The 23,134-nt window shown below is 70.3% G+C and carries 17 protein-coding genes; 10 read left to right on the plus strand and 7 right to left on the minus strand.

The window, feature by feature from the left end; all coding sequences use genetic code 11:
- The first annotated feature begins 19 nt into the window (after positions 1 to 19).
- The 6 genes from ACIRQ7_RS23195 (at position 20) to ACIRQ7_RS23220 (ending at position 6,561) form a co-directional block, all read left to right on the plus strand.
- Positions 20 to 1,051, plus strand: coding sequence for a sugar ABC transporter substrate-binding protein (locus tag ACIRQ7_RS23195; RefSeq protein WP_404264723.1), 1,032 nt, complete (start codon positions 20 to 22; stop codon positions 1,049 to 1,051).
- The gene (locus ACIRQ7_RS23200) at positions 1,051 to 2,667 is read left to right on the plus strand and encodes a sugar ABC transporter ATP-binding protein (RefSeq protein WP_404264724.1); all 1,617 of its coding nucleotides are present in this window, start codon (positions 1,051 to 1,053) and stop codon (positions 2,665 to 2,667) included. The genes ACIRQ7_RS23195 and ACIRQ7_RS23200 overlap by 1 nt, the downstream gene beginning before the upstream one ends.
- Positions 2,664 to 3,698 carry an ABC transporter permease gene (locus ACIRQ7_RS23205; protein ID WP_404264725.1) on the plus strand — a complete coding sequence of 345 codons (1,035 nt, stop codon included), beginning with the start codon at positions 2,664 to 2,666 and terminating at the stop codon, positions 3,696 to 3,698. Before ACIRQ7_RS23200 ends, ACIRQ7_RS23205 begins: the two co-directional genes overlap by 4 nt.
- Before the next feature lie 9 nt (positions 3,699 to 3,707).
- Positions 3,708 to 4,760 (plus strand): aldo/keto reductase, encoded by a 1,053-nt coding sequence (locus ACIRQ7_RS23210; RefSeq protein ID WP_404264726.1) that lies wholly within the window; start codon positions 3,708 to 3,710, stop codon positions 4,758 to 4,760.
- On the plus strand, positions 4,760 to 5,590 hold the full coding sequence (locus ACIRQ7_RS23215; RefSeq protein WP_404264727.1) for an amidohydrolase family protein: 831 nt from the start codon (positions 4,760 to 4,762) through the stop codon (positions 5,588 to 5,590). Before ACIRQ7_RS23210 ends, ACIRQ7_RS23215 begins: the two co-directional genes overlap by 1 nt.
- A 179-nt stretch (positions 5,591 to 5,769) precedes the next feature.
- A complete protein-coding gene (locus ACIRQ7_RS23220; protein WP_404264952.1) occupies positions 5,770 to 6,561 on the plus strand; it encodes a 3-oxoacyl-ACP reductase family protein in 792 nt (263 codons plus the stop codon).
- Between the two features lie 46 nt (positions 6,562 to 6,607).
- Here ACIRQ7_RS23220 and ACIRQ7_RS23225 read toward each other — a convergent pair whose 3' ends face one another.
- The 7 genes from ACIRQ7_RS23225 to ACIRQ7_RS23255 all read right to left on the minus strand — a co-directional run bounded on the left by ACIRQ7_RS23225 (position 6,608) and on the right by ACIRQ7_RS23255 (position 14,785).
- Positions 6,608 to 7,279, minus strand: a complete 672-nt coding sequence (locus ACIRQ7_RS23225; protein WP_404264728.1) for a FadR/GntR family transcriptional regulator — start codon at positions 7,277 to 7,279, stop codon at positions 6,608 to 6,610.
- A gap of 73 nt (positions 7,280 to 7,352) precedes the next feature.
- Positions 7,353 to 8,393 (minus strand): hypothetical protein, encoded by a 1,041-nt coding sequence (locus tag ACIRQ7_RS23230; RefSeq protein ID WP_404264729.1) that lies wholly within the window; start codon positions 8,391 to 8,393, stop codon positions 7,353 to 7,355.
- Positions 8,394 to 8,481: 88 nt separating this feature from the next.
- Complete coding sequence (locus ACIRQ7_RS23235; protein ID WP_404264730.1) at positions 8,482 to 9,552, minus strand: LLM class flavin-dependent oxidoreductase; 1,071 nt, start codon at positions 9,550 to 9,552, stop codon at positions 8,482 to 8,484.
- A 240-nt stretch (positions 9,553 to 9,792) separates the two neighbouring features.
- The gene (locus ACIRQ7_RS23240; RefSeq protein ID WP_404264731.1) at positions 9,793 to 11,397 is read right to left on the minus strand and encodes an FAD-dependent oxidoreductase; all 1,605 of its coding nucleotides are present in this window, start codon (positions 11,395 to 11,397) and stop codon (positions 9,793 to 9,795) included.
- 2 nt (positions 11,398 to 11,399) lie between these two features.
- On the minus strand, positions 11,400 to 12,956 hold the full coding sequence (gene glpK, locus ACIRQ7_RS23245; protein ID WP_404264732.1) for a glycerol kinase GlpK: 1,557 nt from the start codon (positions 12,954 to 12,956) through the stop codon (positions 11,400 to 11,402).
- Between the two features lie 49 nt (positions 12,957 to 13,005).
- Complete coding sequence (locus ACIRQ7_RS23250) at positions 13,006 to 13,794, minus strand: MIP/aquaporin family protein (protein ID WP_401473504.1); 789 nt, start codon at positions 13,792 to 13,794, stop codon at positions 13,006 to 13,008.
- 226 nt (positions 13,795 to 14,020) lie between these two features.
- Complete coding sequence (locus ACIRQ7_RS23255; protein ID WP_404264733.1) at positions 14,021 to 14,785, minus strand: IclR family transcriptional regulator; 765 nt, start codon at positions 14,783 to 14,785, stop codon at positions 14,021 to 14,023.
- Positions 14,786 to 15,025: 240 nt separating this feature from the next.
- Between ACIRQ7_RS23255 and metH the strand changes: the two genes are divergently transcribed.
- The 4 genes from metH (at position 15,026) to ACIRQ7_RS23275 (ending at position 23,129) form a co-directional block, all read left to right on the plus strand.
- Entirely contained in the window at positions 15,026 to 18,535 is a 3,510-nt protein-coding gene (gene metH / locus ACIRQ7_RS23260; protein ID WP_401473499.1) for a methionine synthase, read from the plus strand.
- A gap of 220 nt (positions 18,536 to 18,755) precedes the next feature.
- Complete coding sequence (locus tag ACIRQ7_RS23265) at positions 18,756 to 19,457, plus strand: HAD family hydrolase (RefSeq protein ID WP_404264734.1); 702 nt, start codon at positions 18,756 to 18,758, stop codon at positions 19,455 to 19,457.
- A 374-nt stretch (positions 19,458 to 19,831) separates the two neighbouring features.
- The gene (locus tag ACIRQ7_RS23270) at positions 19,832 to 21,439 is read left to right on the plus strand and encodes an ABC transporter substrate-binding protein (protein WP_404264735.1); all 1,608 of its coding nucleotides are present in this window, start codon (positions 19,832 to 19,834) and stop codon (positions 21,437 to 21,439) included.
- A 91-nt stretch (positions 21,440 to 21,530) separates the two neighbouring features.
- Positions 21,531 to 23,129 carry an ABC transporter substrate-binding protein gene (locus tag ACIRQ7_RS23275; protein WP_404264736.1) on the plus strand — a complete coding sequence of 533 codons (1,599 nt, stop codon included), beginning with the start codon at positions 21,531 to 21,533 and terminating at the stop codon, positions 23,127 to 23,129.
- The last annotated feature ends 5 nt before the right edge of the window (positions 23,130 to 23,134 follow it).

Here is a 23,134-nt window from a genome sequence, read left to right on the forward strand (position 1 = left end):
CACGACCAAGGGACCACCCATGAGACTGCGTACGACCGGCGCGGCGGCCTGCGCCGTCCTGCTCGCCAGCGCCGCGCTCGCCGGCTGCAACCGGGGCAGTGACGCCGCGGGCGGCAAGATCGGCCTCGATATGCCGCGTACGGACACCGACTTCTGGAACTCCTACCAGAGTTACGTCGAGAAGGGCCTGGAGAACGGCGGGCCGGCCGCGCTGCCGCTGTCCAATTCGCAGAACGACATCTCCAAGGTCGTCTCCAATGTGCAGGCGCTGACCGACCAGGGCGCCAAGGCGATCGTGATGGCCCCGCAGGACACCGGCGCCATCGCCTCCGAACTGCAGCGCCTGGAGGAGAAGAAGATCCCGGTGGTGAGCGTGGACACCCGCCCCGACGAGGGCAAGGTCTACATGGTCGTACGCGCCGACAACCGTGCCTACGGCGAGAAGTCCTGCGAATACCTCGGCAAGAAGCTGGGCGGCAAGGGCCGGGTCGCCGAACTCCAGGGCGACCTCAGCTCCATCAACGGGCGCGACCGGTCGGCGGCGTTCGCGTCCTGCATGAAGAAGAAGTTCCCGAAGATCGCCGTGCACGAGCTGGCCACCGACTGGAAGGGCGAGGTGGCCTCCGCCAAGCTGCAGAGCCTGCTCGCCCAGCACAAGGACATCGACGGCATCTACCTGCAGGCCGGCGGCGTCTTCCTGCAGCCGACGCTGGCCCTGCTGGAGCAGAAGAAGCTCCTCGAACCGGCCGGGTCCCGCGGCCACATCACCATCATCTCCAACGACGGCATCCCGGACGAACTGACCGCGATCCGGGCCGGCACGATCGATGCGACGCTCTCCCAGCCGGCGGATCTGTACGCCAAGTACGCGCTGTTCTACGCCAAGGCGGGCCTGGAGGGAAAGACGTTCTCCCCGGGCCCGACCGACCACGACTCCACCATCGTGAAGATCAACAACGGTCTGGAGGACCAGCTTCCGGCGCCCCTGGTCACCAAGGACAACGTCGACGACACGAAGCTGTGGGCCAACCAGCTGGAGAAGAAGAAGTAATGGGGGCCGAGGACCGGCCCGCAGTGGCGGCCGAGGGCATCGTCAAACGCTACGGCCCGACCGTCGCCCTGGACGGCGCCCGGCTGACCGTGCGCGCCGGGGAGGCGCACGCGCTGGTCGGCCGCAACGGCGCCGGAAAATCCACCCTGGTGTCCGTGCTGACCGGGATGGAGCGGCCGGACTCCGGCACCGTCACCTTCGGTGCCGAGCCGGCCCCCGGCTGGGGCGACACCGCGGCCTGGCAGCGCCGGGTCGCCTGCGTCTACCAGAAGTCGATGACGGTGCCCGAGCTGACCGTCGCGGAGAACCTCTATCTCAACCGCTTCCGGGGCGAGCGCACCATCCGCTGGCGGGCGCTGCGCGCACAGGCCCGCGGACTGCTCGCCGAGTACGGCGTCGATGTCGACCCGGCCGCCCGCATCAAGGATCTCGGCGTCGAACAGCGGCAGTTCGTGGAGATCGCCCGTGCGCTGTCCTTCGGGGCGCGGCTGATCATCCTCGACGAGCCGACCGCCCGGCTGGACGCCGGCGGCATCGACCGGCTCTTCGGCAAGCTCCGCGCGCTGCGCGCCCAGGGCGTCGCCTTCCTGTTCATCTCGCACCACCTCCAGGAGGTCTACGAGCTGTGCGACACCGTCACCGTCTTCCGTGACGCCCGGCACGTACTGACCGCCCCGGTCACCGGGCTGGCGAAGAACGAGCTGGTGGCGGCGATGACGGGGGAGGAGCCGGGGGCGGCGCGGGTGGTGCGGGGGAGCGCCCGGACGCCCGGTGAGCCCGTGCTGCGCACGGAAGGACTGGCGCTGGAGGGGCAGTTCGCGCCGCTGGATCTGACCGTGCGGGCGGGGGAGGTGGTGGGGCTCGCCGGGGCTACCGCCAGCGGGAACACGGCGATCGGTGAGGCCCTGGCCGGTCTGCGGGCACCGGGCGGCGGGCGGATCACCGTGCGCGGCCGGCCGGTCCGTACGGGCAGCGTGCCGCACGCCATCGACGCGGGCATCGGCTACGTCCCCGAGGACCGGCACCGCGAGGGGCTCATCCCCGGCCGCAGCGTCGCCGAGAACGCGACGCTGACCGTCGCCGACCAGCTGGGCCCGATGGGGACCGTACTGCCCGCAAGGACCCGGGAGTTCGCCGGCCGCATGATCGCGTCGCTGGACATCAAGACGACCGGCCCGGGGCAGCCGGTGTCCGGCCTCTCCGGAGGCAATCAGCAGAAGGTCGTCATCGCCCGCGCGCTGGCGCGCGAGCCCGCCGTGCTGGTCGCCGTTCGGCCCACGAACGGCGTGGACGTCAAGTCCAAGGACGCCCTGCTGGGTGTCGTACGGCAGGTCGCCGACGGCGGCAGCGGCGCGCTGATCGTCTCCGACGAGCTGGACGATCTGCGGGTCTGCGACCGGGTGCTCGCCGTCTTCCACGGCCGGGTGATCGCCGAATTCGGCAGCGGCTGGAGCGACCGCGAGCTGGTCGCGGCGATGGAGGGGGTCGGCGACGGGCCGGCGGGGGCGGGCACGGGCCCGGCCCGGGGCGCGACGGGTGCCGCGCCCGTCCGCAAGCGCGTCGGCACCGCGGAGGCAACGAACCAATCGGACGGAACGGAAGGGACCGCGCCATGACCGAGACCGCATCGCCGCCGGCCACCGACGCGGTGGACAAGGCCCCCGAACCCGGCCGGCCCCGGCTCGACTTCGCCCGCTGGCGGGACTTCTCGCTGGTTCCGGTGATCTTCGTACTGGGCGTCATCGGCTTCATCGTGTCGCCCGCCTTCCTCACCCAGGACAACCTCATCGGCGTCGTCCAGCAGTCCACGGAACTGGGCCTGCTGGTGCTCGGCGAGGCGCTCATCCTGATCAGCGGGCGGATGGACCTGTCGCTGGAGTCGACCATCGGGCTGGCGCCGGTGATCGCGCTGTGGCTGGTGATGCCGGCGCACGGCGCCCGCTTCGAAGGCCTGGAACTCTTCCCCGCCTGGACGGCGATCCCGCTCGCGCTGGCCGTCGGCGCCGCGGTCGGCGCGGCCAACGGCTTCCTCATCCTCAAACTGCGCGTCAACGGCTTCATCGCCACGCTCGGCATGCTCACCATGCTGCGCGGGCTCCAGGTCGGCATCTCCGAGGGCCAGTCCATCGGTAACGTCCCGGCCTCCTTCGCCTACCTCGGCAAGGCCGACTGGCTGGGCATCCCGGCAGCGGTCTGGATCTGCCTGGCGCTCTTCGCCCTCGGCGGCGCGGCCCTCGGCTATCTGCGGCACGGCCGGGCGCTGTACGCGATCGGCGGCAATCCGGAGGCGGCCCGCGCGGCCGGTGTCCGGGTGGACCGCCTCACCTGGATCGTGCTGGCCGTCGGCGGGGTGCTCGCCGCCTTCGCGGGCATCCTCTACACCGGCCACTACGGCGCGGTCTCCGCGAGCCAGGGCAACGGATGGATCTTCCAGGTCTTCGCCGCGGCGGTGATCGGCGGGATCAGTCTCAAGGGCGGCCGCGGCACCCTCTTCGGGGCGCTGACCGGTGTGCTGACCCTCCAGCTCGTCATCAACGTCATGACGCTGGGCGGGGTGCCACCGCTGTGGACGCAGTTCCTCAACGGCATGATCATCATCATCGCGCTGGTCATCTCCCGTTTCACCAGCGGCGAGAAGCAGGACTGAGGGCCGGGCATGCCGGATCCCACGACGGGGCCCGAGGCCCCGCACGGACCGTATCCGCCGCGCGGGCCGCGGGAGCTGGGGCGCAGCGGCGTCACCGTCCCGCCCCTCGGCCTCGGCTGCGCGCCCCTGGGCAACCTCTACCGCGCCCTGCCCGAGGAACGGGCGCAGGACGTGCTGAACGCCGCCTTCGCCACCGGCGCCGGCTACTTCGACACCGCCCCCCACTACGGGGTGGGCCTTTCCGAGGAGCGGCTCGGCCGGGCGCTGCGCGGCCGCGAGCGGAGCTCGTACACCGTGTCCACCAAGGTCGGCCGCCGGCTGCGGCCGCTCGCCCCGGGGGAGGAGGCGGACGGCGAGGGCTTCGTGGACACCCCCGCCCGCGCCCGCGTACGGGACTTCAGCCGTGACGGCATCCGGGCCACCCTCGAAGCCTCCCTGGAGCGGCTCGGCGTGGACAGTGTCGACATCGTCTACCTGCACGACGTCGAGCACCATCTGCGCGAGGTCCACGAGACCGGCTTCCCGGCCCTCGCCGAACTGCGCGCCGAGAAGGCCGTACGCGCCATCGGTTTCGGCATGAACCACAGCGATCTGCTGGCCGGGCTGGTCGCCGACCTCGATGTGGACGTGGTGCTCTGTGCGGGCCGCTGGACCCTGCTGGAGCGCACCGCCCACGACGATCTGCTGCCGGTGTGCGCACGCCGGGGCACGTCGGTGGTCGTCGGCGGCGTCTACAACTCCGGGCTGCTGGCCGATCCGTCGCCCGGCGCGCCGTACGACTACGCGCCCGCACCGCCGGCGCTCCTCGCGCGCGCCCGCCAACTGGCCGTCGTGTGCGCCGAGTTCGACGTCCCCTTGAAGGCCGCCGCGCTGCGCTTCCCGTTCGGCCACCCCGCCGTCGCGGCGGCCGTCGTCGGCGCCGCCACCCCAGGGGAGGTCCGGGAGAACGCCGCACTGTTCGCGCGCGACATCCCCGACGAGCTGTGGTCCGCGCTCGTCGCCCGGGGGCTGCTCGACCCGGACCTGCCGCTGCCCACCTCCGGCCCGGGAGCCCGACCCTGATGCGTATCGACGCCCATCACCACCTGTGGGACCTGAGCCGGCGCGACCGGCCGTGGATGGACGGCGCGTGGGCCGACCCGATCCGGCGCAGCTACGCCCTCCCCGACCTCGCCCCGCATCTCGCCGCGCACGGCGTCGAGGGCACCGTCCTGGTGCAGTCCTCGGCCTCCTCCGAGGAGACCGCCGAACTGCTGGCCGTCGCGGCGGGTCAGGGGCCGGTGCGGGGCGTCGTCGGCTGGGCCGACCTCACCGATCCCGGGCTCGCGGATGTCCTGGCGGCGCTGCCGGCGGGCCTCGTCGGCATCCGGCACCAGGTCCAGGACGAGCCGGATCCCGACTGGCTCACCCGCCCCGACGTGCTGCGCGGCCTGGGCGTCCTGGAGGGCGCCGGGCTCGTCTACGACCTGCTCGTCACCCCGCGCGAACTGCCCGCCGCACACGCCGCCGTACGCGCGCTGCCGGGGCTGGCCTTCGTGCTGGACCACGCGGCGAAGCCCGCGATCGCGCGCGGGCAGTGGCAGCCCTGGGCGGACGCGGTGGCCGCGATCGGCCGGCTGCCGAACGTCAGCTGCAAACTCTCCGGCCTGGTCACCGAGGCCGGCCGGTCCGACCGGCGTCCCGAGCGGATCCTGCCCTACGCCCGCCATGTGCTGGACGTCTTCGGGCCGGACCGGGTCCTCTTCGGCTCCGACTGGCCGGTCTGCCACCTCGCGGCCGGCTATGACGAGGTCGTCGCCCTCGCGGAGTCCGCCACCGGCTCTCTCGACGCGGCGGAACGCTCCGCGGTGTTCGGGGGGACGGCGGGGCGGGTGTACGGGATTCCGGGGTAGCGGGAACCGCGCGGAGGCCGGGATCCGGCGGCCGCTGACGGCGTCGCGACGGCGTCCGGATTCCGCCAGCTCCCGCTCCCGCACTGCCCGAGGATCGAGTCGTACCGCAGAGCACAGGCGGTGCGCGATACGGACTCGATACGAAGGTGACGACCATGGCGACGACAGCAACAACGGGCATGACGACCGCTTCCACGGGCACGGCGGCGACCGCGGTGACGGAGGCCGGTGCGCGGCCGCTGCACGGCAAGGTGGCCCTGGTGACCGGTGGCAGCCGCGGCATCGGCGAGGCGATCGCCCTGCGGCTCGCGGCCGACGGCGCGGCAGTCGCGCTGACCTACCGGAGCCGTGAGGACCGGGCGGCCCAGGTGGTCAAGCAGATCGAGCAGGCCGGCGGGCAGGCCTGGGCGGTACGCGCCGACAGCGCCGACGCCGAAGACGTGTGGTCCGGGGTGGCGGGCACCGTCGAGCGGTTCGGGCGGCTCGACATCCTGGTGAACAACGCGGGGGCCGGTGTGCTCGGCCCCTTCGAGGGACTCACCCTGGAGGACATCGACAGGGTCCTGTCGACCAACGTCCGGGGACCGTTCCTGGCGGCGCAGGCCGCGTCCGCGCATCTGCCCGAGGGCGGCCGGATCATCTCCATCGGCAGCTGCATGGCCGAGCACATCGCCTTCCCCGGCGGCACGCTGTACGCCACCAGCAAGGCAGCGCTCACCGGGCTGACGAAGACCCTGGCCAAGGAGCTGGGGCCGCGCGCAATCACCGCCAATCTCGTCCACCCCGGCCCCATCGACACCGAGATGAATCCGGCCGACGGGGAGAGCGCCCCGATGCAGGCCGGACTGACCGCGCTCGGCGCGTACGGGCAGGCGTCGGACGTCGCGGCGACGGTGGCCCACCTGGCGGGCGAGGGCGGCCGCTACATCACCGGTGCCTCGATCGCGGTGGACGGCGGTTTCGCCATCTGAGCGGGCCGGCCGGGCGGCCGCCGACCGGCCGCCCGACCGCCGCGCCTCACAGCGTCGAGCGCAGCCACTGCTCCACGCTGGCGATGTGCACCGTCGCCCAGGACCGTGCCGCCTCCGCGTCCCGGTCGCGCAGCGCGGCGATGATCGCGCGGTGCTCGGTGAGGGTGCGGGTGATCGCGTCCTTCTGCGTCAGACCGCGCCAGATCCGGGCCCGGGTGGTCGGTCCGGACAGTCCGTCCAGCAGGGAGCAGAGCACGGAGTTGCCGGACGCCGAGACGATCCGGCGGTGGAATTCCAGATCGCAGGCGACCAGGCCCTCGACCGCGGGCTCCGGGCCCAGCGCGTTCAACTGGTCCTCCAGGGCGTCCAGTTCCTCCGGGGCGATCGAGCCGGCCGCCATCGCGGTGGCGGCCGGCTCCAGGATGCGGCGGACCGCGAGGAACTCCAGCACCGTGTCGTCGCGGTGGAAGTCCACCACGAAGCTCATGGCCTCCAGCAGGAGTTGCGGATCGAGGCTGGTGACGTAGGTGCCGTCGCCCTGGCGCACGTCGAGGATGCGGATCAGGGAGAGTGCGCGCACCGCCTCGCGCAGCGAGTTGCGGGACAGCCCGAGCTCGGACGCCAGCTCGCTCTCCTTGGGCAGCCGGTCACCCGGCCGCAGCGCGCCGGAGACGATCATGCCCTTGATCTTCTCGATCGCCTCGTCGGTGACCGCCATGGCCGACCTCCCCGCTCGGACCCGCCCGGACATCCTCGCAGACATCCGATGTCTGGGGCCCATTATGGCCTGTTCATGACCCGTTGCGCCCGCCCCAGCCGCGCCGGTACGCGGACCAGTCCTCATCCGTGGCCGCGAAATCGACATACAGCGCCATACCGAACCGCTTCCGGTCCCGGTCCTCCCGGCTCAGCCCCAGACGTATACCCCGAACGGCGGCCCTGACCGTCTCCGCCGAGGCGTGATGGCCCATGTCGTCGGTGTGGAAGAACGGCAGCCCCATCAGCAGCTGGGTGCGCCCGCCGGTCGCCTCCAGGGCCAGCCGGGTCTGCTGCGCCACATAGCCGCCGTACAGGCCCTCGGTCGGCAGCCCGGTGTCGTACGACATCAGCGCTATCTGGTCCACCCGGCGCGCCACCTGACCGAAGAAGCGTTGGGACAGCCACTTCGGATGTCCCGTCAGCGTGCCGGTGACGGTGTGCAGGCCGGGCAGCGGGTCGATCTGGTGCACGGCGACGGAGAGGATCGCGCCCCGGCCGTGGACCGCCGGGCCGAGCCGGTCCAGCAGCCGCAGATAGTCGGCGTTGCCGGAGTGCAGCGGCTCCACGTCCAGATGGACCCCGGCGAACCCCTCCGCCAGCACCTGACGGGCGCTGCGCACGATCGCCGCGCGGGCCGCGGCGTCCGACAGCCGCAGCCCGCCCCGCTCACCCGGGTCGTACACCAGCCGGTCGCCCAGCCAGGCGTGCACCCGGACCCCGGGCAGCGCGCGGTGCATCGCGCCGATCAGCCACCGCGCGCGCGGATGGGCGGTGCGGGCCGGCGGCAGGCTGCCGTCGTGCTCCAACGGCCCGGCATGGACGTACAGATCGCGTATTCCGGTGCCCTCGACGCGCCGCCGCAGCGCCGCCACATCGGAGGCGTCCCGCCGCCCGTCGACCCATGCGTGACCCAGCCAGAGCGCGTCCCGCCCGCGGGTGGTCGCCTCCGGCGCGGCGGCTCCCGCGTAACCGGCGCGCAGCGCCGTCCCCGCCACCGTCAGCGGCAGAACGACCAGCAGCGCCATCGACCAGGCCGCCCACTTCCCCGCACGCCGCCACTTCGGTCGCGCCATCACACACCCCCCGTCGGCGACCGGGGCCCTCCTCGATCACCGTCCGGAGCATCATCGCAGTGACCACTGACAGTGACCGTCCGGCGGGTCACGTACCCGGCGGATCCCACAGCGTGCTCGGCGCCTCGCGGCGCACGACCGGCGCGATCTCCTCGGCGAACCGCTGCAGCGTCTCCAGCTGTTCGGCATGTCCGAGGCCGAACCCGTCGACGCTGACCGACTGCAGATCGTGCCGGTAGACCTCGTGGAAGCCGAGGATCTTGTCGATGATCTGCTGCGGGCTGCCGATCAGCTGCGGACCATGGGCGATGGCGTCCTCCAGGGTGCGGAACGGGGTGTTGTAGCCGGCCCTGCCCGCCAGATGCGGCTTGAAGGTCTGCGCGACCCGGGCCTCGTAGAGATGCTTGTAGCGGGCCACCGCCTGCCGTTCGGAGTCCGCGATCAGCAGCCCGCCGGAACCGGCGGCGACGCGCGCCCCGGACGGGTCGTGGCCGTGGGCCGCGTACCTCTCGCGGTAGTACGCGACCAGCTCGGCATACGCGGCGCGCGGCTGGATCGCGTTCGCGGTGAACAGCGGATCGCCGTGCCGGGCGGCCAGTTCGGGGGAGTGCCGGCTGGTGGCCGAGCCGTGCCAGATCCGCGGCAGCCCGTCGTACGGCCGGGGCACCGTCGTCACATCCTTCAGCGGCGGCCGGAACTCCCCCTCCCAGTCGAGGTGTTCCTCGCTCCACAGCCGGCGCAGCAGCGCGTACTTCTCGGCCTGCAGATCCCACTGGCGCGCCTCGTCGAGACCGAAGAGACCGAAGTGCCCGGCCTCCGCGCCCTTGCCGATGACCAGCTCGATCCGCCCGCGCGCGAGCTGGGTGAGCGTGGCGTAGTCCTCCGCGACGCGCACCGGATCGAGGACCGCCACGACCGTGACGCCGGTCATCAGCCTGATACGGGAGGTCCGGGCGGCCAGCGCGCCCAGCACCACCGTCGGGCTGGACGACAGGAACGGTCCGGCGTGCCGCTCCCCGATGGCGTAGGCGTCGAAGCCGAGCCGCTCGGCCGCCTCGCCGGTGGCGAGCACCTCGTCGAACCGGTCGGCGGGGGAGGGAAGTTCACCGGTCAGCGGGTGCGGTGCGTGGCCTATCAGGGAGAGCACGGAGAATTTCATGGCGTCCTTCCGGCATCGGGTGCCCAGACGTCCGCCGGCGGCGTGGCGGGCCCTCCCACTCTGCGCGCCGCACATTGCCGCCGTATGTCAGCCGCATGGCACCGCCACGGGGCTGACGCCTCCGGACCGCGTCCGGACCCAACGCCCCCAGCGGCGCCCGGACATGACGATGGGGCGACCCCCCGTGGACCGCCCCATCATCCCGGCAAGGGTCTCACCCGGCGGTGAGACCACGCACCGTCAGCCCTCCAGCATGCCCTTGACCTTGGTCCGGACGTCCTCGGTGTCCAGGCCGCGGATCATCAGGGTCGTGCGGCGGCGCAGCACGTCGTCGACCGTCTCGGCCCACTCGTGGTCGCGCGCGTAGGCGACCTGCGCCCAGATCTCCGGGGCGTCCGGGTGGATGCGCTCGGCCAGTGCAGGGTTCTCGTTGGCCAGCCGCGCGATGTCGAAGGACAGCGAGCCGTAGTGGGTGGCGAGGTGCCGCGCGGTCTCCGGGGCCATCCGCGGGCCGGGCGTGCCCCCGTCGATCAGCAGCCGGTGCGCGACCGCGTTCGGGTTGGCGATACCGGGCAGCGGCAGCTTCTTCGGCAGGCTGGAGATCGGCTCCATGTCCTCGGCCAGCGGGTGGCCGGGCAGCGCGGCGAGCTTGTTCATGACCGTACGGCCGATGTGGCGGAAGGTCGTCCACTTGCCGCCGGCGACGGACAGCATGCCGCCGCTGCCCTCGGTGACGACCGTCTCGCGCTTCGCCTTGGAGGTGTCGCCGGGGCCGCCGGGCAGCACCCGCAGACCGGCGAAGGAGTACGTGATCAGGTCGCGGGACAGCTGCTGGTCGCGGATGGAGTAGGCGGCCTCGTCCAGGATCTGGGCGGTGTCCTTCTCGTTGACCGCGACATCCGCCGGGTCGCCCTCGAACTCCTCGTCCGTGGTGCCCAGCAGCAGCATGTCCTCCCAGGGGAGGGCGAAGGTGATGCGGTACTTGTCGATCGGGGTCGCCAGCGCGGCCTTCCAGGGGGCGGTCCGCTTGAGGACCAGGTGCGCGCCCTTCGACAGCCGGATGGAGGGGGCCGCGGCCTTGTCCTCCATCTTGCGCAGGTGGTCGACCCAGGGGCCGGTGGCGTTGAGCACCAGACGGGCGTCGACGCCGAACTCCTGGCCGTCCATCCGGTCCTTGAGCTCGGCGCCGGTGACCCGGCCCTGGGTGAAGCGCAGTCCGGTGACCTCGGCGTGATTGAGGACCGTGGCGCCGGCCGCGACCGCGGCACGGACGGTCATCAGGGCCATCCGGGAGTCGTTCATCTGGTCGTCGCCGTAGACGGCGACGGCCTTGAGGCCCTCGGTCCGCAGCTCCGGAACATCGCGCTGGGCCTTGTTCGCGGATATGACATGGCCGACGCCGTCGCCGAACGCGGACAGCGCGGAGTAGGCGAAGACGCCCGCGCCGAGCTTGGCCGCGCCGTGCGGCCCGCCCTTGTAGACGGGCAGGTAGAAGGTCAGGGGGTTGGCGAGGTGCGGTGCCACCTGGCGGGACACCGCACGACGCTCGAAGTGGTTCTCCGCCACCAGCTTCACCGCACCGGTCTGCAGGTAGCGCAGACCGCCGTGCAGCAGCTTGGAGGAGGCGGAGGAGGTGGCGCCGGCGAAGTCACCGGCGTCCACCAGTGCCACCCGCAGTCCGGCCTGCGCGGCGTGCCAGGCAGTGGAGATGCCCAGGATTCCGCCACCGATCACCAGGAGGTCGTATGTCGCCTTGGAAAGCTGCTCCCGGGTCTCGGCGCGGCTCGCGGTCGAACCGTCGGCCGGGTGCGTCCCGAGTGCCGGGACGCGCTGCAGGGTGCTCATGATTACTCCTCGACAGTGCTGTCATCGAGCCAGCCCATGGAGCGTTCCACGGCCTTGAGCCAGCTCTTGTATTCGCGGTCACGGGTGGTGGCATCCATCCGCGGGGTCCACTCGGCGGCCCGGCGCCAGTTGGCGCGCAGTTCGTCGGTGCTGGACCAGAAGCCGACGGCCAGTCCGGCCGCGTAGGCGGCGCCGAGGCAGGTCGTCTCGGCGACCATCGGGCGCACCACCGGCGCGTCCAGGAAGTCCGAGAGGGTCTGCATCAGCAGGTTGTTGGAGGTCATTCCGCCGTCGACCCGCAGCGCGGTCAGCTCGACGCCGGAGTCCTTGGTCATGGCGTCGCTGATCTCACGCGTCTGCCAGGCGGTGGCCTCCAGCACGGCACGGGCGATGTGCGCCTTGGTGACGTACCGGGTCAGGCCGGCGATCACACCGCGGGCGTCGGGACGCCAGTACGGGGCGAACAGGCCGGAGAAGGCGGGCACGAAGTACGCGCCGCCGTTGTCGTCGACCGAGCTGGCCAGCGTCTCGATCTCGGCCGCGCTGTTGATCAGCCCCATCTGGTCGCGCATCCACTGGACGAGCGAGCCGGTGACGGCGATGGAGCCTTCGAGGGCGTAGACCGGCTTCTGCTCGCCGATGCGGTAGCCGACGGTGGTCAGCAGCCCGTTGTAGGAGTTCACGGGCTCGTCACCGGTGTTCATCAGCATGAACGTGCCGGTGCCGTACGTGGACTTCGCCTCGCCCTTCTCGTAACAGGTCTGGCCGAACAGCGCCGCCTGCTGGTCGCCGAGCGCGGAGGCGACCGGGACACCGGCGAGGACACCCTCGGCGGTGTGGCCGTACACCTCGGCGGAGGACTTGATCTCCGGCAGCACGGCCGCCGGGATCTCCATGGAGGTGAGGATCTTGGGGTCCCACTCCAGGCGGTAGAGGTTCATCAGGAGGGTGCGCGAGGCGTTGGTGACGTCGGTGACGTGCACGCCGCCGTTCACGCCGCCGGTCAGGTTCCAGATGACCCAGGAGTCCATGGTGCCGAAGAGGATGTCGCCGCGCTCGGCGCGCTCGCGCAGGCCCTCGACGTTGTCCAGCAGCCAGCGGATCTTCGGGCCCGCGAAGTACGAGGCCAGCGGCAGGCCGGTCTCGCGGCGGAAGCGGTCCTGGCCGACGTTGCGGCCGAGCTCCTTGCAGAGCGCGTCAGTGCGGGTGTCCTGCCAGACGATGGCGTTGTGGACGGGCTCACCGGTGTGCTTGTCCCAGAGCACGGTGGTCTCGCGCTGGTTGGTGATGCCGATGGCCTTGACGTCGGCGGAGGTGATCCCGGCCTTCTCGACGGCGCTGGCGACGACCTGCTGGACGTTGGTCCAGATCTCCGAGGCGTCGTGCTCGACCCATCCCGGCTTCGGGAAGATCTGCTCGTGTTCCTTCTGGTCGACGGAGACGATCCGGCCGTCTCTGTCGAAGACGATGCAGCGGCTGGAGGTCGTTCCCTGGTCGATGGCCGCGATGAACGGGCCGTGGCCGTGGGAGGCGGTGCCGGTGTTGTGGGTGTCGCTCATGGTGTGCTCCAAGAGGTCTGTGCGGGCGGAGACGGGGCGGTCGTGCGGCTCAGGCGAAAGCCACCTGGTAGACGCCACCGGCGATGGCTCCGCCGATCAGCGGGCCGACGACCGGGACCCATGCATATCCCCAGTCTGAACCGCCCTTGTTCGGCAGCGGCAGAAGCGCGTGCACGATCCGCGGGCCGAGGTCGCGGACCGGGTTGATCGCGTACCCGGTCGGACCGCCCAGCGACAGGCCGATGCCGACGACCACGAACGCCACCAGCAGCGAGCCCAGGGGGCCCACACCCTTGCCGTCGTCGCTCAGGCCGAGCGTGAGGATCGACAGCACGAGCACGAACGTGGCGATGATCTCCGTCATGACGTTCTGCACGGCGTGGCGGATCTCCGGGCCGGTGGAGAAGATCCCCAGCACCGGTCCGGCCTTCGGCGCGGCGGCCTGGTCCACCAGACCTTCCTCGCCGACGTGGTCGGCCAGGACCTCGGGGTCCTTCAGATGCGCCTGGAACTGCCCGTAGTACGTGAGCCACACGAGTACCGCGCCGCACATGGCGCCGAACAGCTCGCCGGCGAGGTACACCGGCACCTGGCTCCACTCGATGCCGCCCTGGATGGCGATACCGATGGTGACCGCAGGGTTGAGGTGCGCGCCGGACTTCGCGGCGATGTAGGCGCCCGTGAGGACGGCGAAGCCCCACCCGAAGGCGATGGCGACCCATCCGGCGTTGAACGCCTTGGAGCGCTTGAACGTGACGGCGGCGCACACGCCACCGCCCAGCAGAATCAGAACAGCGGTACCGATGGTCTCGCTGGTGAAGATGTCGGAGCTGGACACCCGCGACTCCTTTGTCCTTCGTCCAGGGGAAGCGAACCCCGGGTCCCTCCGGTGGTCCGCGCCCTCCGAGAGGGCGGTCTTCGGCCCGCGGCACTGTCCACCATAGCGAATATTGTCGTTAGGTGTTCGACAATGCCGACCGATGAACGGCAGTTTTCTTTACCCGCAGCACCCCGTCAAGGGTTCGGTGGCCAAAAACTTAGGTGAACATATCGGTTAATACCGGTCAGAATCGCCCGGCGCCAAGATCCCTCGATACGGCGCGTGCGCAATCCCTCACAGCGGCGATGATTTCCGGCCGTACCTCGCCGTCCTGGCAGACCCGCTCGACGGCTCCGGTGACACCCACCGCACCCACCGGCATCCGCCGCCGGTCGTGGATCGGCGCGGCCACCGATGCCACGCCGTCCCAGGTCTCCTCCACGTCCGCCGCCCAGCCGCGGGCCCGGGTCAGATCCAGCAGCCCCTCGAAGTCCTCCAGGCCGGTCACCGTGCGCGGTGTGAACGCCTCCCTGGCCACCTCGGCGACCTCGCTGTGCGCCACCGGGTCGTACGCGGAGAGCACCTTGCCCAGCGCCGTGCTGTGCAGCGGCTGCATCGCACCGACCTCCAGCACCTGCCGGCTGTCGTCCGGCCGGAAGACGTGGTGCACGATCAGCACGCCCTGCTGGTGCAGCACCCCCAGATAGACGCTCTCGCCACTCGAACGGGCCAGGTCGTCGGTCCACACCAGAGCGCGGGCGCGCAGCTCGTGCACGTCGAGATAGCTGTTGCCCAGGCGCAGCAGCTCCGCGCCGAGCTGGTAGCGGCCCGAGGCCGGGTCCTGCTCGACGAAGCCCTCCTGCTGGAGGGTGCGCAGGATCCCGTGGGCGGTGCCCTTGGCCAGTCCCAGGGACGACGAGATGTCGGAGAGTCCCAGCCGCCGTTCCCCTCCCGCGAGCAGCCGCAGCATGGCGGCGGCTCGCTCCAGCGACTGGATGGTGCGTGCCATCGGGCAACCTCCGAGGAAGGAACGGTTCGACAATGCTGAACGATATCGGCCGATGCCGACTCTTGAGGAGCCAGCCGGGTCTGTCAACGATCATGGGGTAGGTACCTGTCCGTGACACCGATCCCTGTCCACGCCGTGGAACAGGGAACACATGTCCCGGACCGGCAGCTACGCTGGCCGGGTGCGCCCTCTCCCGGAGGGCGCAAAGCCGACAGCCGTCGCAACCACGGGAGCATCTCCATGGCCTCGAACATGCCATCGTCCACCAGCTCGGCCCGCGTCCAGTCCTTCCGGGAGGCGCTCGCCTCGCGGGTGGTGGTCGCCGACGGAGCGATGGGCACGATGCTGCAGGCACAGGACCCGACGATGGAGGACTTCCAGCAGCTGGAGGGCTGCAACGAGATCCTCAACGTCACGCGCCCGGACATCGTCCGCTCGGTGCACGAGGAGTACTTCGCGGTCGGCGTCGACTGCGTGGAGACCAACACCTTCGGCGCGAACTTCGCGGCCCTGGCCGAGTACGACATTCCCGAGCGGGTCTTCGAGCTGTCGGAGTCCGGCGCGCGCATCGCCCGCGAGGTCGCGGACGAATTCACCGCCTCGACCGGCCAGCAGCGCTACGTCCTCGGCTCCATGGGCCCCGGCACCAAGCTGCCCACCCTCGGCCACGCCCCCTACGTCACGCTGCGCGACGCCTACCAGCAGAACGCCGAGGGCATGATCGCCGGCGGCGCGGACGCGCTGCTCGTGGAGACGACACAGGACCTGCTCCAGACCAAGGCGGCCATCCTGGGCGCCCGCCGCGCCCTGGAGACCACCGGCACCAACCTCCCGGTCATCTGCTCCGTCACGGTCGAGACGACCGGGACGATGCTGCTGGGATCGGAGATCGGTGCGGCCCTGACGGCACTGGAGCCGCTGGGCATCGACATGATCGGCCTGAACTGCGCCACCGGCCCGGCCGAGATGAGCGAGCACCTGCGCTATCTGGCGCGCAATTCCCGCATCCCGATCGCCTGCATGCCCAACGCGGGCCTGCCGGTGCTGGGCAAGGACGGCGCGCACTACCCGCTGACCGCCGGCGAGCTGGCCGACGCGCAGGAGACCTTCGTCGCCGAATACGGCCTCTCGCTGGTCGGCGGCTGCTGCGGCACCACCCCCGAGCACCTGCGCCAGGTCGTCGAGCGGGTGCGGGGACAGGCCCCGACGCCGCGCACCCCGCGCCCCGAGGCGGGCGCCGCCTCGCTCTACCAGACGGTGCCGTTCCGTCAGGACACGTCGTACATGGCGATCGGGGAGCGGACCAACGCGAACGGCTCGAAGAAGTTCCGTGAGGCGATGCTGGACGCGCGCTGGGACGACTGTGTGGAGATGGCCCGCGACCAGATCCGCGAGGGCGCCCACATGCTCGACCTGTGCGTCGACTACGTCGGCCGCGACGGCGTCGCCGACATGCAGGAGCTGGCCGGCCGCCTGGCCACCGCCTCCACCCTCCCGATCGTGCTGGACTCCACCGAGCTGCCCGTGCTCCAGGCCGGGCTGGAAAAGCTCGGCGGGCGCGCGGTCATCAACTCCATCAACTACGAGGACGGCGACGGCCCGGAGTCCCGGTTCGCCAAGGTCACCGCCCTGGCCGCCGAACACGGCGCCGCACTCATCGCGCTGACCATCGACGAGGAGGGCCAGGCCCGCACCGTCGAGAACAAGGTCGCCATCGCCGAGCGGATCATCGAGGACCTCACCACCAACTGGGGCATCCGCGAGTCGGACATCCTCGTCGACACCCTGACCTTCACCATCTGCACCGGTCAGGAGGAGTCCCGCAAGGACGGCATCGCGACGATCGAGGCGATCCGCGAGCTCAAGCGGCGCCGCCCCGATGTCCAGACCACCCTGGGCCTGTCCAACATCTCCTTCGGCCTGAACCCGGCCGCCCGGGTCACGCTCAACTCCGTCTTCCTGGACGAGTGCGTCAAGGCCGGCCTGGATTCGGCGATCGTGCACGCGTCGAAGATCCTGCCGATCGCGCGGCTGGAGGAGGAGCAGGTCAACACCGCCCTCGACCTGATCTACGACCGCCGCAGCGAGGGCTACGACCCGCTGCAGAAGCTCATGGAGCTGTTCGAGGGCGTCAACACCAAGTCGATGAAGGACGGCCGCGCCGAGGAACTTCTCGCCCTGCCGCTGGACGAGCGGCTGCAGCGCCGCATCATCGACGGCGAGAAGAACGGCCTGGAGGCCGACCTCGACGCGGCGCTGACGGAGCGTCCGGCCCTCGAGATCGTCAACGACACCCTCCTGGAGGGCATGAAGGTCGTCGGTGAGCTGTTCGGTTCCGGGCAGATGCAGCTGCCGTTCGTGCTGCAGTCCGCCGAGGTGATGAAGACCGCGGTGGCCCATCTGGAGCCGCACATGGAGAAGACCGACGACGACGGCAAGGGCACGATCGTGCTGGCGACCGTGCGCGGCGACGTCCATGACATCGGCAAGAACCTCGTCGACATCATCCTGTCCAACAACGGCTACAACGTCGTCAACCTCGGCATCAAGCAGCCCGTCTCGGCGATTCTCGAAGCCGCCGAGGAGCACCGTGCCGACGTCATCGGGATGTCCGGACTCCTGGTCAAGTCCACGGTGATCATGAAGGAGAACCTCCAGGAGCTCAACCAGCGCAAGATGGCCGCCGACTTCCCCGTCATCCTCGGCGGCGCCGCGCTGACCCGCGCCTACGTCGAGCAGGACCTCCACGAGATCTACGAGGGCGAAGTCCGCTACGCCCGGGACGCGTTCGAGGGCCTGCGTCTGATGGACGCGCTGATCGCCGTCAAGCGCGGGGTGCCGGGCGCGAGCCTGCCGGAGCTGAAGCAGCGGCGGGTGCCCAAGCGCGACACGCCCGTGCTGGAGGTCGAGGAGCCGGAGGGCTCGGTCCGCTCCGACGTGTCGATCGACAACCCGGTGCCGACCCCGCCGTTCTGGGGCACCCGCGTCGTCAAGGGCATCCAGCTGGCCGACTACGCCTCCTGGCTGGACGAGGGCGCCCTCTTCAAGGGCCAGTGGGGCCTCAAGCAGGCCCGTGCCGGGGACGGCCCCACGTACGAGGAGCTGGTGGAGACCGAGGGACGGCCGCGGCTGCGTGGCTGGCTGGACAAGCTGCAGACCGAGAACCTGCTGGAAGCGGCCGTCGTGCACGGCTACTTCCCGTGTGTGTCCAAGGGCGAGGACCTGATCCTGCTGCACGAGGACGGCACCGAGCTCACCCGCTTCACCTTCCCCCGCCAGCGCCGTGGCCGCCGGCTGTGCCTGGCCGACTACTTCCGCCCGGAGGAGTCCGGTGAGACGGACGTCGTCGGCCTCCAGGTCGTCACCGTCGGCTCGAAGATCGGCGGCGCCACCGCCGAACTCTTCGAGGCCAACGCCTACCGCGACTACCTCGAACTGCACGGCCTGTCCGTGCAGTTGGCCGAGGCGCTGGCCGAGTACTGGCACGCCCGGGTCCGTTCCGAGCTGGGCTTCGCCGGCGAGGACCCCGCCGACGTCGAGGACATGTTCGCGCTGAAGTACCGCGGGGCGCGTTTCTCGCTCGGTTACGGCGCCTGCCCGGACCTGGAGGACCGCGCCAAGATCGCGAATCTTCTGGAGCCGGAGCGGATCGGCGTCGAACTCTCCGAGGAATTCCAGCTGCACCCCGAGCAGTCCACCGACGCCATCGTCATCCACCACCCGGAGGCGAAGTACTTCAACGCGCGGTAGACGCGCGCCGGGGCGTGCCAGGCCTGCGAGCGGGACTGCCCCCCCACCGTGCCCCAGGGGCCGCCGGAATCTTTCCCGGCGGCCCCGCACCGCGTCAGCACGCGTTTCGTGCCGGACCGTCGTACACTTATCGGTCCGGTAGCGGCCGGTCGTTTCCCCAGCCCGGGGCGGCGACCGGCCCTTTCGTCCCTTCGGGGGCGTCCCTCACGGAGGTGGACGGATGACCAGCAGCATCCCCGCAGTCGGCACCCGAACGGCGGAAGCCGCGACCCTCCAAGCCGTCTTCCTCGACCTGGACGGCACCCTCGTCGACACCGAGGGCTTCTGGTGGGAGGCCGAGGCGCAGGTCTTCGCGGAACTGGGCCACGTCCTGGACGATGCGCACCGCGAGGTCGTCGTGGGCGGCCCGATGACCCGCAGCGCCGGATACCTGCTGGAGGCCACCGGAGCCGACATCGGCCTCGCCGAGCTCAGCACGCTGCTCAACGCCGCCTTCGCCGCCCGGATCGCCCGCGGCGTCCCGTTGATGCCCGGTGCCCGCAGGCTGCTCGCCGAGCTGGCCGCGCATCAGGTGCCCACCGCCCTGGTCTCCGCCTCGCACCGCAGCATCATCGATCAGATGCTGCACTCTCTCGGCCCGGAGAACTTCCGGCTGACCCTGGCCGGCGACGACTTGGCGCGCACCAAGCCGCACCCCGACCCGTATCTGACGGCCGCCGCGCGGCTGGGGGCGGACCCGGCGCGCTGTGCCGTCGTGGAGGACACCATGACGGGCGTGACGGCGGGTGAGGCGGCGGGCTGCCGGGTGGTCGCGGTGCCGTCGGTGATGCCGATTCCGGCCGGGGCAGGGCGTACGGTGGTGCGGTCGCTGGAAGAAGTCGATCTGCCTTTTCTCCGGGCACTCATCACGGAAAGCCGTTGAACCGTGCACTGAGCGTGTCCCGTGGAAAGACGACGGAACTCAGGGGAACGATGCGCTCATTTTCCGTGACGAATGTCCCGGCCGAATTCGCGCACTCCCGCAGCTAATTCGGCGCGTGACGTTTCTCACGTGCCGGACCGTCGACAGTGGGTCCGACAGGTGTTCCACGGCGGCTTTTTGGTGGTTTCTACGGGGGTAAGTGTCCGGATTGGTGGGGCAACGTGCGAATCGTTCCACCGTCCGGATATCGGTCACCTGCCCATCGCTATCCAGTGGCCTTATCGATTCAACTCCGCTGTGTCCCGGACCGGCTGGCGCTTCCTACTAATGTCGACGCGAGCAACACCTCTGCGCGGATAAGGAACCTGCCGACGATGAATCGCAAGACCTTGGTGCTGCCGGCACTAGCCGGTCTGCTCGCCCCCGTACTCGCTGCCTGCGGCAGCACGGACGGCGCCGGTGAGGGCGGCAACCCGATCGTCGTCGGAGTCGCCTCCCAGATCAACGCCACCAAGGCAGCGCCCGCCCCGCTCGACCCGGCACAGGCTTACGACGTCGACGCGTGGAACATGCTGCGCGGAACCCTCCAGACGCTGATGCGGCTGCCCAGGACCGGTACGGCGCCGGTGCCCGAGGCGGCCGAGTCCTGCGGCTTCCGCGACACCCAGAACGAGCAGTTCCGCTGCACCCTGCGCAAGGGCCTGAAGTTCTCCAACGGCGACGCGCTGACGGCGCGGGACGTCAAGTTCTCCTTCGACCGTATGCAGAACATCAACTACGTCAACGGCCCGGTGTCGCTGCTCAACGGCATCGACAAGGTCGAGACGCCCAATGACGGCGAGGTGGTCTTCCAGCTCAAGAAGCCGGACGCCACCTTCCCGCAGAAGCTCGCCACTCCGGCCGCGGCCATCGTCGACAGCGCGGAATACCCGAAGAACGGCCTCTACAAGGGCTTTGGCGTCGTCGGCTCCGGCCCGTACACGCTCAAGGCGGAGCACACCGAGAACCACATCACCAAGGCGGTCTTCACCAAGAACCCCGAGTACAAGGGCGGGATCAAGGCGAAGAACGAAAAGATCGAGATGCGTTTCTTCAAGGACGGCCCCGCGATGGAGCGGGCGCTGCGGAAGGGCGACATCGACCTGATGAACCGTGGTCTGGCACCCGACCAGATCAAGGGCCTGGAGAACGCCCGCGACAAGCACATCGCTCTCCAGGAAATGCCCGGCCAGGAGATCCGCTACCTCGCCTTCAACACCAAGGACCCGGCAGTCGCCAACAAGGCCGTGCGGCAGGCGATGGCGCAGCTCGTCAACCGCTCCGTCCTGGTACGCGATGTCTACGGATACACCGGTGACCCGCTGTACTCCCTGGTCCCCACCGGCCTCACCGGCCATATCAACTCCTTCTTCACCAAGTACGCCAACCCCAGCGTCCCGGCCGCCCGCAAGATCCTCCAGCAGGCGAACATCACCACCCCGGTGAAGCTGACCCTGACGTACACCACGAACCACTACGGCTCCAGCACCGCCAAGGAGTTCCAGACGCTGCGGAGCCAGCTCAACAAGAGCAAGCTCTTCGACGTCGACATCAAGGGCGTCGACAACTGGCAGCAGTTCCGCACCGACGCCTCGGCCGGCAAGTACACCGCCTACGGCATGGGCTGGTTCGCCGACCTCCCGGACGCGGACAACTACATCGCGCCCTTCATCGGCAAGGGGAACTTCCTCAACTCCCCCTACCGCAACTCCAAGATCGAGTCGCAGCTGATCCCGAACACCCGGCAGCAGACCGACCGCAACGCCGCCGCGGACGACTTCAAGCAGGCGCAGAACATCTTCGCCGACGACGTTCCGGTCCTCCCGCTGTGGCAGGGCAAGCAGTACGTCGCCGCCCGCGATGACGTCACCGGCGTGGAATGGGCCCTCAACTCCTCCTCGGCGCTGCAGATCTGGGAGCTCGGCCGCGGCGTCTCCGACTGAGACGCGACAAGCGGAACGCAGTACCCCGCCCCACCGCGGCACTCCGCCGCGAACCGACCGCGCAGCACCGCCCTATCGTGAGGACCGCGTAGTGAGGAAGCGTGACCAGTGGCTGGCCGCACCGATCGGAGCGGGGCTGACCACAGCCCTTCTCGCGCTCGCCGGGTGCGGCACCGATGACTCGGGGGCGGCCGGCACCGGCGAACCCCTGGTCATGGGAATGACGGACAAGGTCGTCGCCACCGACCCCGCCGCAGGCTACGACCCGGGGTCCTGGCTGCTGTTCAACAATGTCTTCCAGTCGCTGCTGAGCTTCCCCAAGGGCGGCACCACGCCCGAACCGGAAGCCGCCAAGAGCTGCGAATTCACCGACACCGGCAGCACCGTCTACCGCTGCACCCTGAAGGACGGCCTGACCTTCAGCAACGGTGACGCGCTGACCTCGAAGGACGTCAAGTACTCCTTCGACCGCACCCGGAAGATCAAGGACAAGAACGGCCCCGCCGTGATGTTCGCCGCGCTCGACAAGGTCGAGACCCCGGACAGCAAGACCGTGGTCTTCCGCCTGAAGACGCCCGACGCGACCTTCCCCATGAAGATCGCCTCGGGCGCCGGCTCCATCGTCGACCATGCCGAATACCCCGCCGACCGGCTGCGCAACGACGGCAAGGCGGTCGGCTCCGGCGCCTACACCCTGCGGGAATACGGCGAGAAGCAGGCCGCTTTCGCCGTCAACCCCTCCTACAAGGGCCCCGCCAAGGTCAAGAACTCCGGGATGACCCTGAAGTTCTTCGACGCCCGCGACAAGCTCAAGAAGGCCGTCCAGAGCGGCTCCATCGATGTCGCCTACCGCGGACTGGCGATGAAGGACATCGCCTCCCTGGAGAACGCCTCGCTCGACGAGCAGCACGGCACCCAGGTGATCGAGGGCGGCAGCGCCGAGGTCATGCACCTGGTCTTCAACATGAAGGACCCGGTCGCCGGCAAGCTCGGCGTGCGCAAGGCGGTCGCCTACCTCCTGGACCGCTCCACCCTCGTCCGGGACGTCTACAAGCACACCGCGGAACCGCTCTACTCGATCGTCCCGGCCGGCATCACCGGCCACAACACCGCCTTCTTCAACACCTACGGCGACCGCCCGAAGCCCGACAAGGCGGCGGCCGCGCTGCGCGGCGCCGGCTACAGCGGAAAGGTCCCGCTCACACTCTGGGCCACCCCCGACCGCTTCGGCCCCGGCACCGTCCCCGCCGTCCGGGAAATCGCCCAGCAGCTCAACGCCAGCGGCCTGTTCAACGCCAAGGTGCGCAGCGCGCCCACCAAGGAGTACGACCAGGGCGTGGCCGCCGGCGACTACGGCGTCTACGTCAAGGGCTGGGTCCCCGACTACCCCGACCCGGACAACTTCACCCAGCCGTTCTTCGGCAAGGACAACGTCCTGGCCAACCACTACAACTCACCGCGGATCACCAGCGGACTGCTGCCCAAGACGGCCGGCCAGCCCGACCGCGGCGCCACCAAGACCGCCTTCCGCGAGATGCAGGACATCGTCGCCCAGGACGCGCCGGTCATCCCTCTCTGGCAGGGCAAGCAGTACGCCGTGGCCCGCGAAGGGATCTCCGGCCTGGAATGGACCCTGGACTCCTCGACCGTCTTCCGGTTCTGGGAGATCAGCAAGCCGTCCGAGGACTGACCCGG

Origin of the sequence: Streptomyces sp. NPDC101393, assembly GCF_044767385.1 — a bacterium.
In the GTDB taxonomy this organism is placed as follows: Bacteria; Actinomycetota; Actinomycetes; order Streptomycetales; family Streptomycetaceae; genus Streptomyces.

Bases quoted from the DNA above. Each gene is read 5' to 3' on its own strand.
- ACIRQ7_RS23195 (WP_404264723.1), top strand. From the start codon at position 20: ATGAGACTGCGTACGACCGGCGCGGCGGCCTGCGCCGTCCTGCTCGCC.
- ACIRQ7_RS23200 (WP_404264724.1), top strand. From the start codon at position 1,051: ATGGGGGCCGAGGACCGGCCCGCAGTGGCGGCCGAGGGCATCGTCAAA.
- ACIRQ7_RS23205 (WP_404264725.1), top strand. From the start codon at position 2,664: ATGACCGAGACCGCATCGCCGCCGGCCACCGACGCGGTGGACAAGGCC.
- ACIRQ7_RS23210 (WP_404264726.1), top strand. From the start codon at position 3,708: ATGCCGGATCCCACGACGGGGCCCGAGGCCCCGCACGGACCGTATCCG.
- ACIRQ7_RS23215 (WP_404264727.1), top strand. From the start codon at position 4,760: ATGCGTATCGACGCCCATCACCACCTGTGGGACCTGAGCCGGCGCGAC.
- ACIRQ7_RS23220 (WP_404264952.1), top strand. From the start codon at position 5,770: ATGACGACCGCTTCCACGGGCACGGCGGCGACCGCGGTGACGGAGGCC.
- ACIRQ7_RS23225 (WP_404264728.1), bottom strand. From the start codon at position 7,279: ATGGCGGTCACCGACGAGGCGATCGAGAAGATCAAGGGCATGATCGTC.
- ACIRQ7_RS23230 (WP_404264729.1), bottom strand. From the start codon at position 8,393: ATGGCGCGACCGAAGTGGCGGCGTGCGGGGAAGTGGGCGGCCTGGTCG.
- ACIRQ7_RS23235 (WP_404264730.1), bottom strand. From the start codon at position 9,552: ATGAAATTCTCCGTGCTCTCCCTGATAGGCCACGCACCGCACCCGCTG.
- ACIRQ7_RS23240 (WP_404264731.1), bottom strand. From the start codon at position 11,397: ATGAGCACCCTGCAGCGCGTCCCGGCACTCGGGACGCACCCGGCCGAC.
- glpK (WP_404264732.1), bottom strand. From the start codon at position 12,956: ATGAGCGACACCCACAACACCGGCACCGCCTCCCACGGCCACGGCCCG.
- ACIRQ7_RS23255 (WP_404264733.1), bottom strand. From the start codon at position 14,785: ATGGCACGCACCATCCAGTCGCTGGAGCGAGCCGCCGCCATGCTGCGG.
- metH (WP_401473499.1), top strand. From the start codon at position 15,026: ATGGCCTCGAACATGCCATCGTCCACCAGCTCGGCCCGCGTCCAGTCC.
- ACIRQ7_RS23265 (WP_404264734.1), top strand. From the start codon at position 18,756: ATGACCAGCAGCATCCCCGCAGTCGGCACCCGAACGGCGGAAGCCGCG.
- ACIRQ7_RS23270 (WP_404264735.1), top strand. From the start codon at position 19,832: ATGAATCGCAAGACCTTGGTGCTGCCGGCACTAGCCGGTCTGCTCGCC.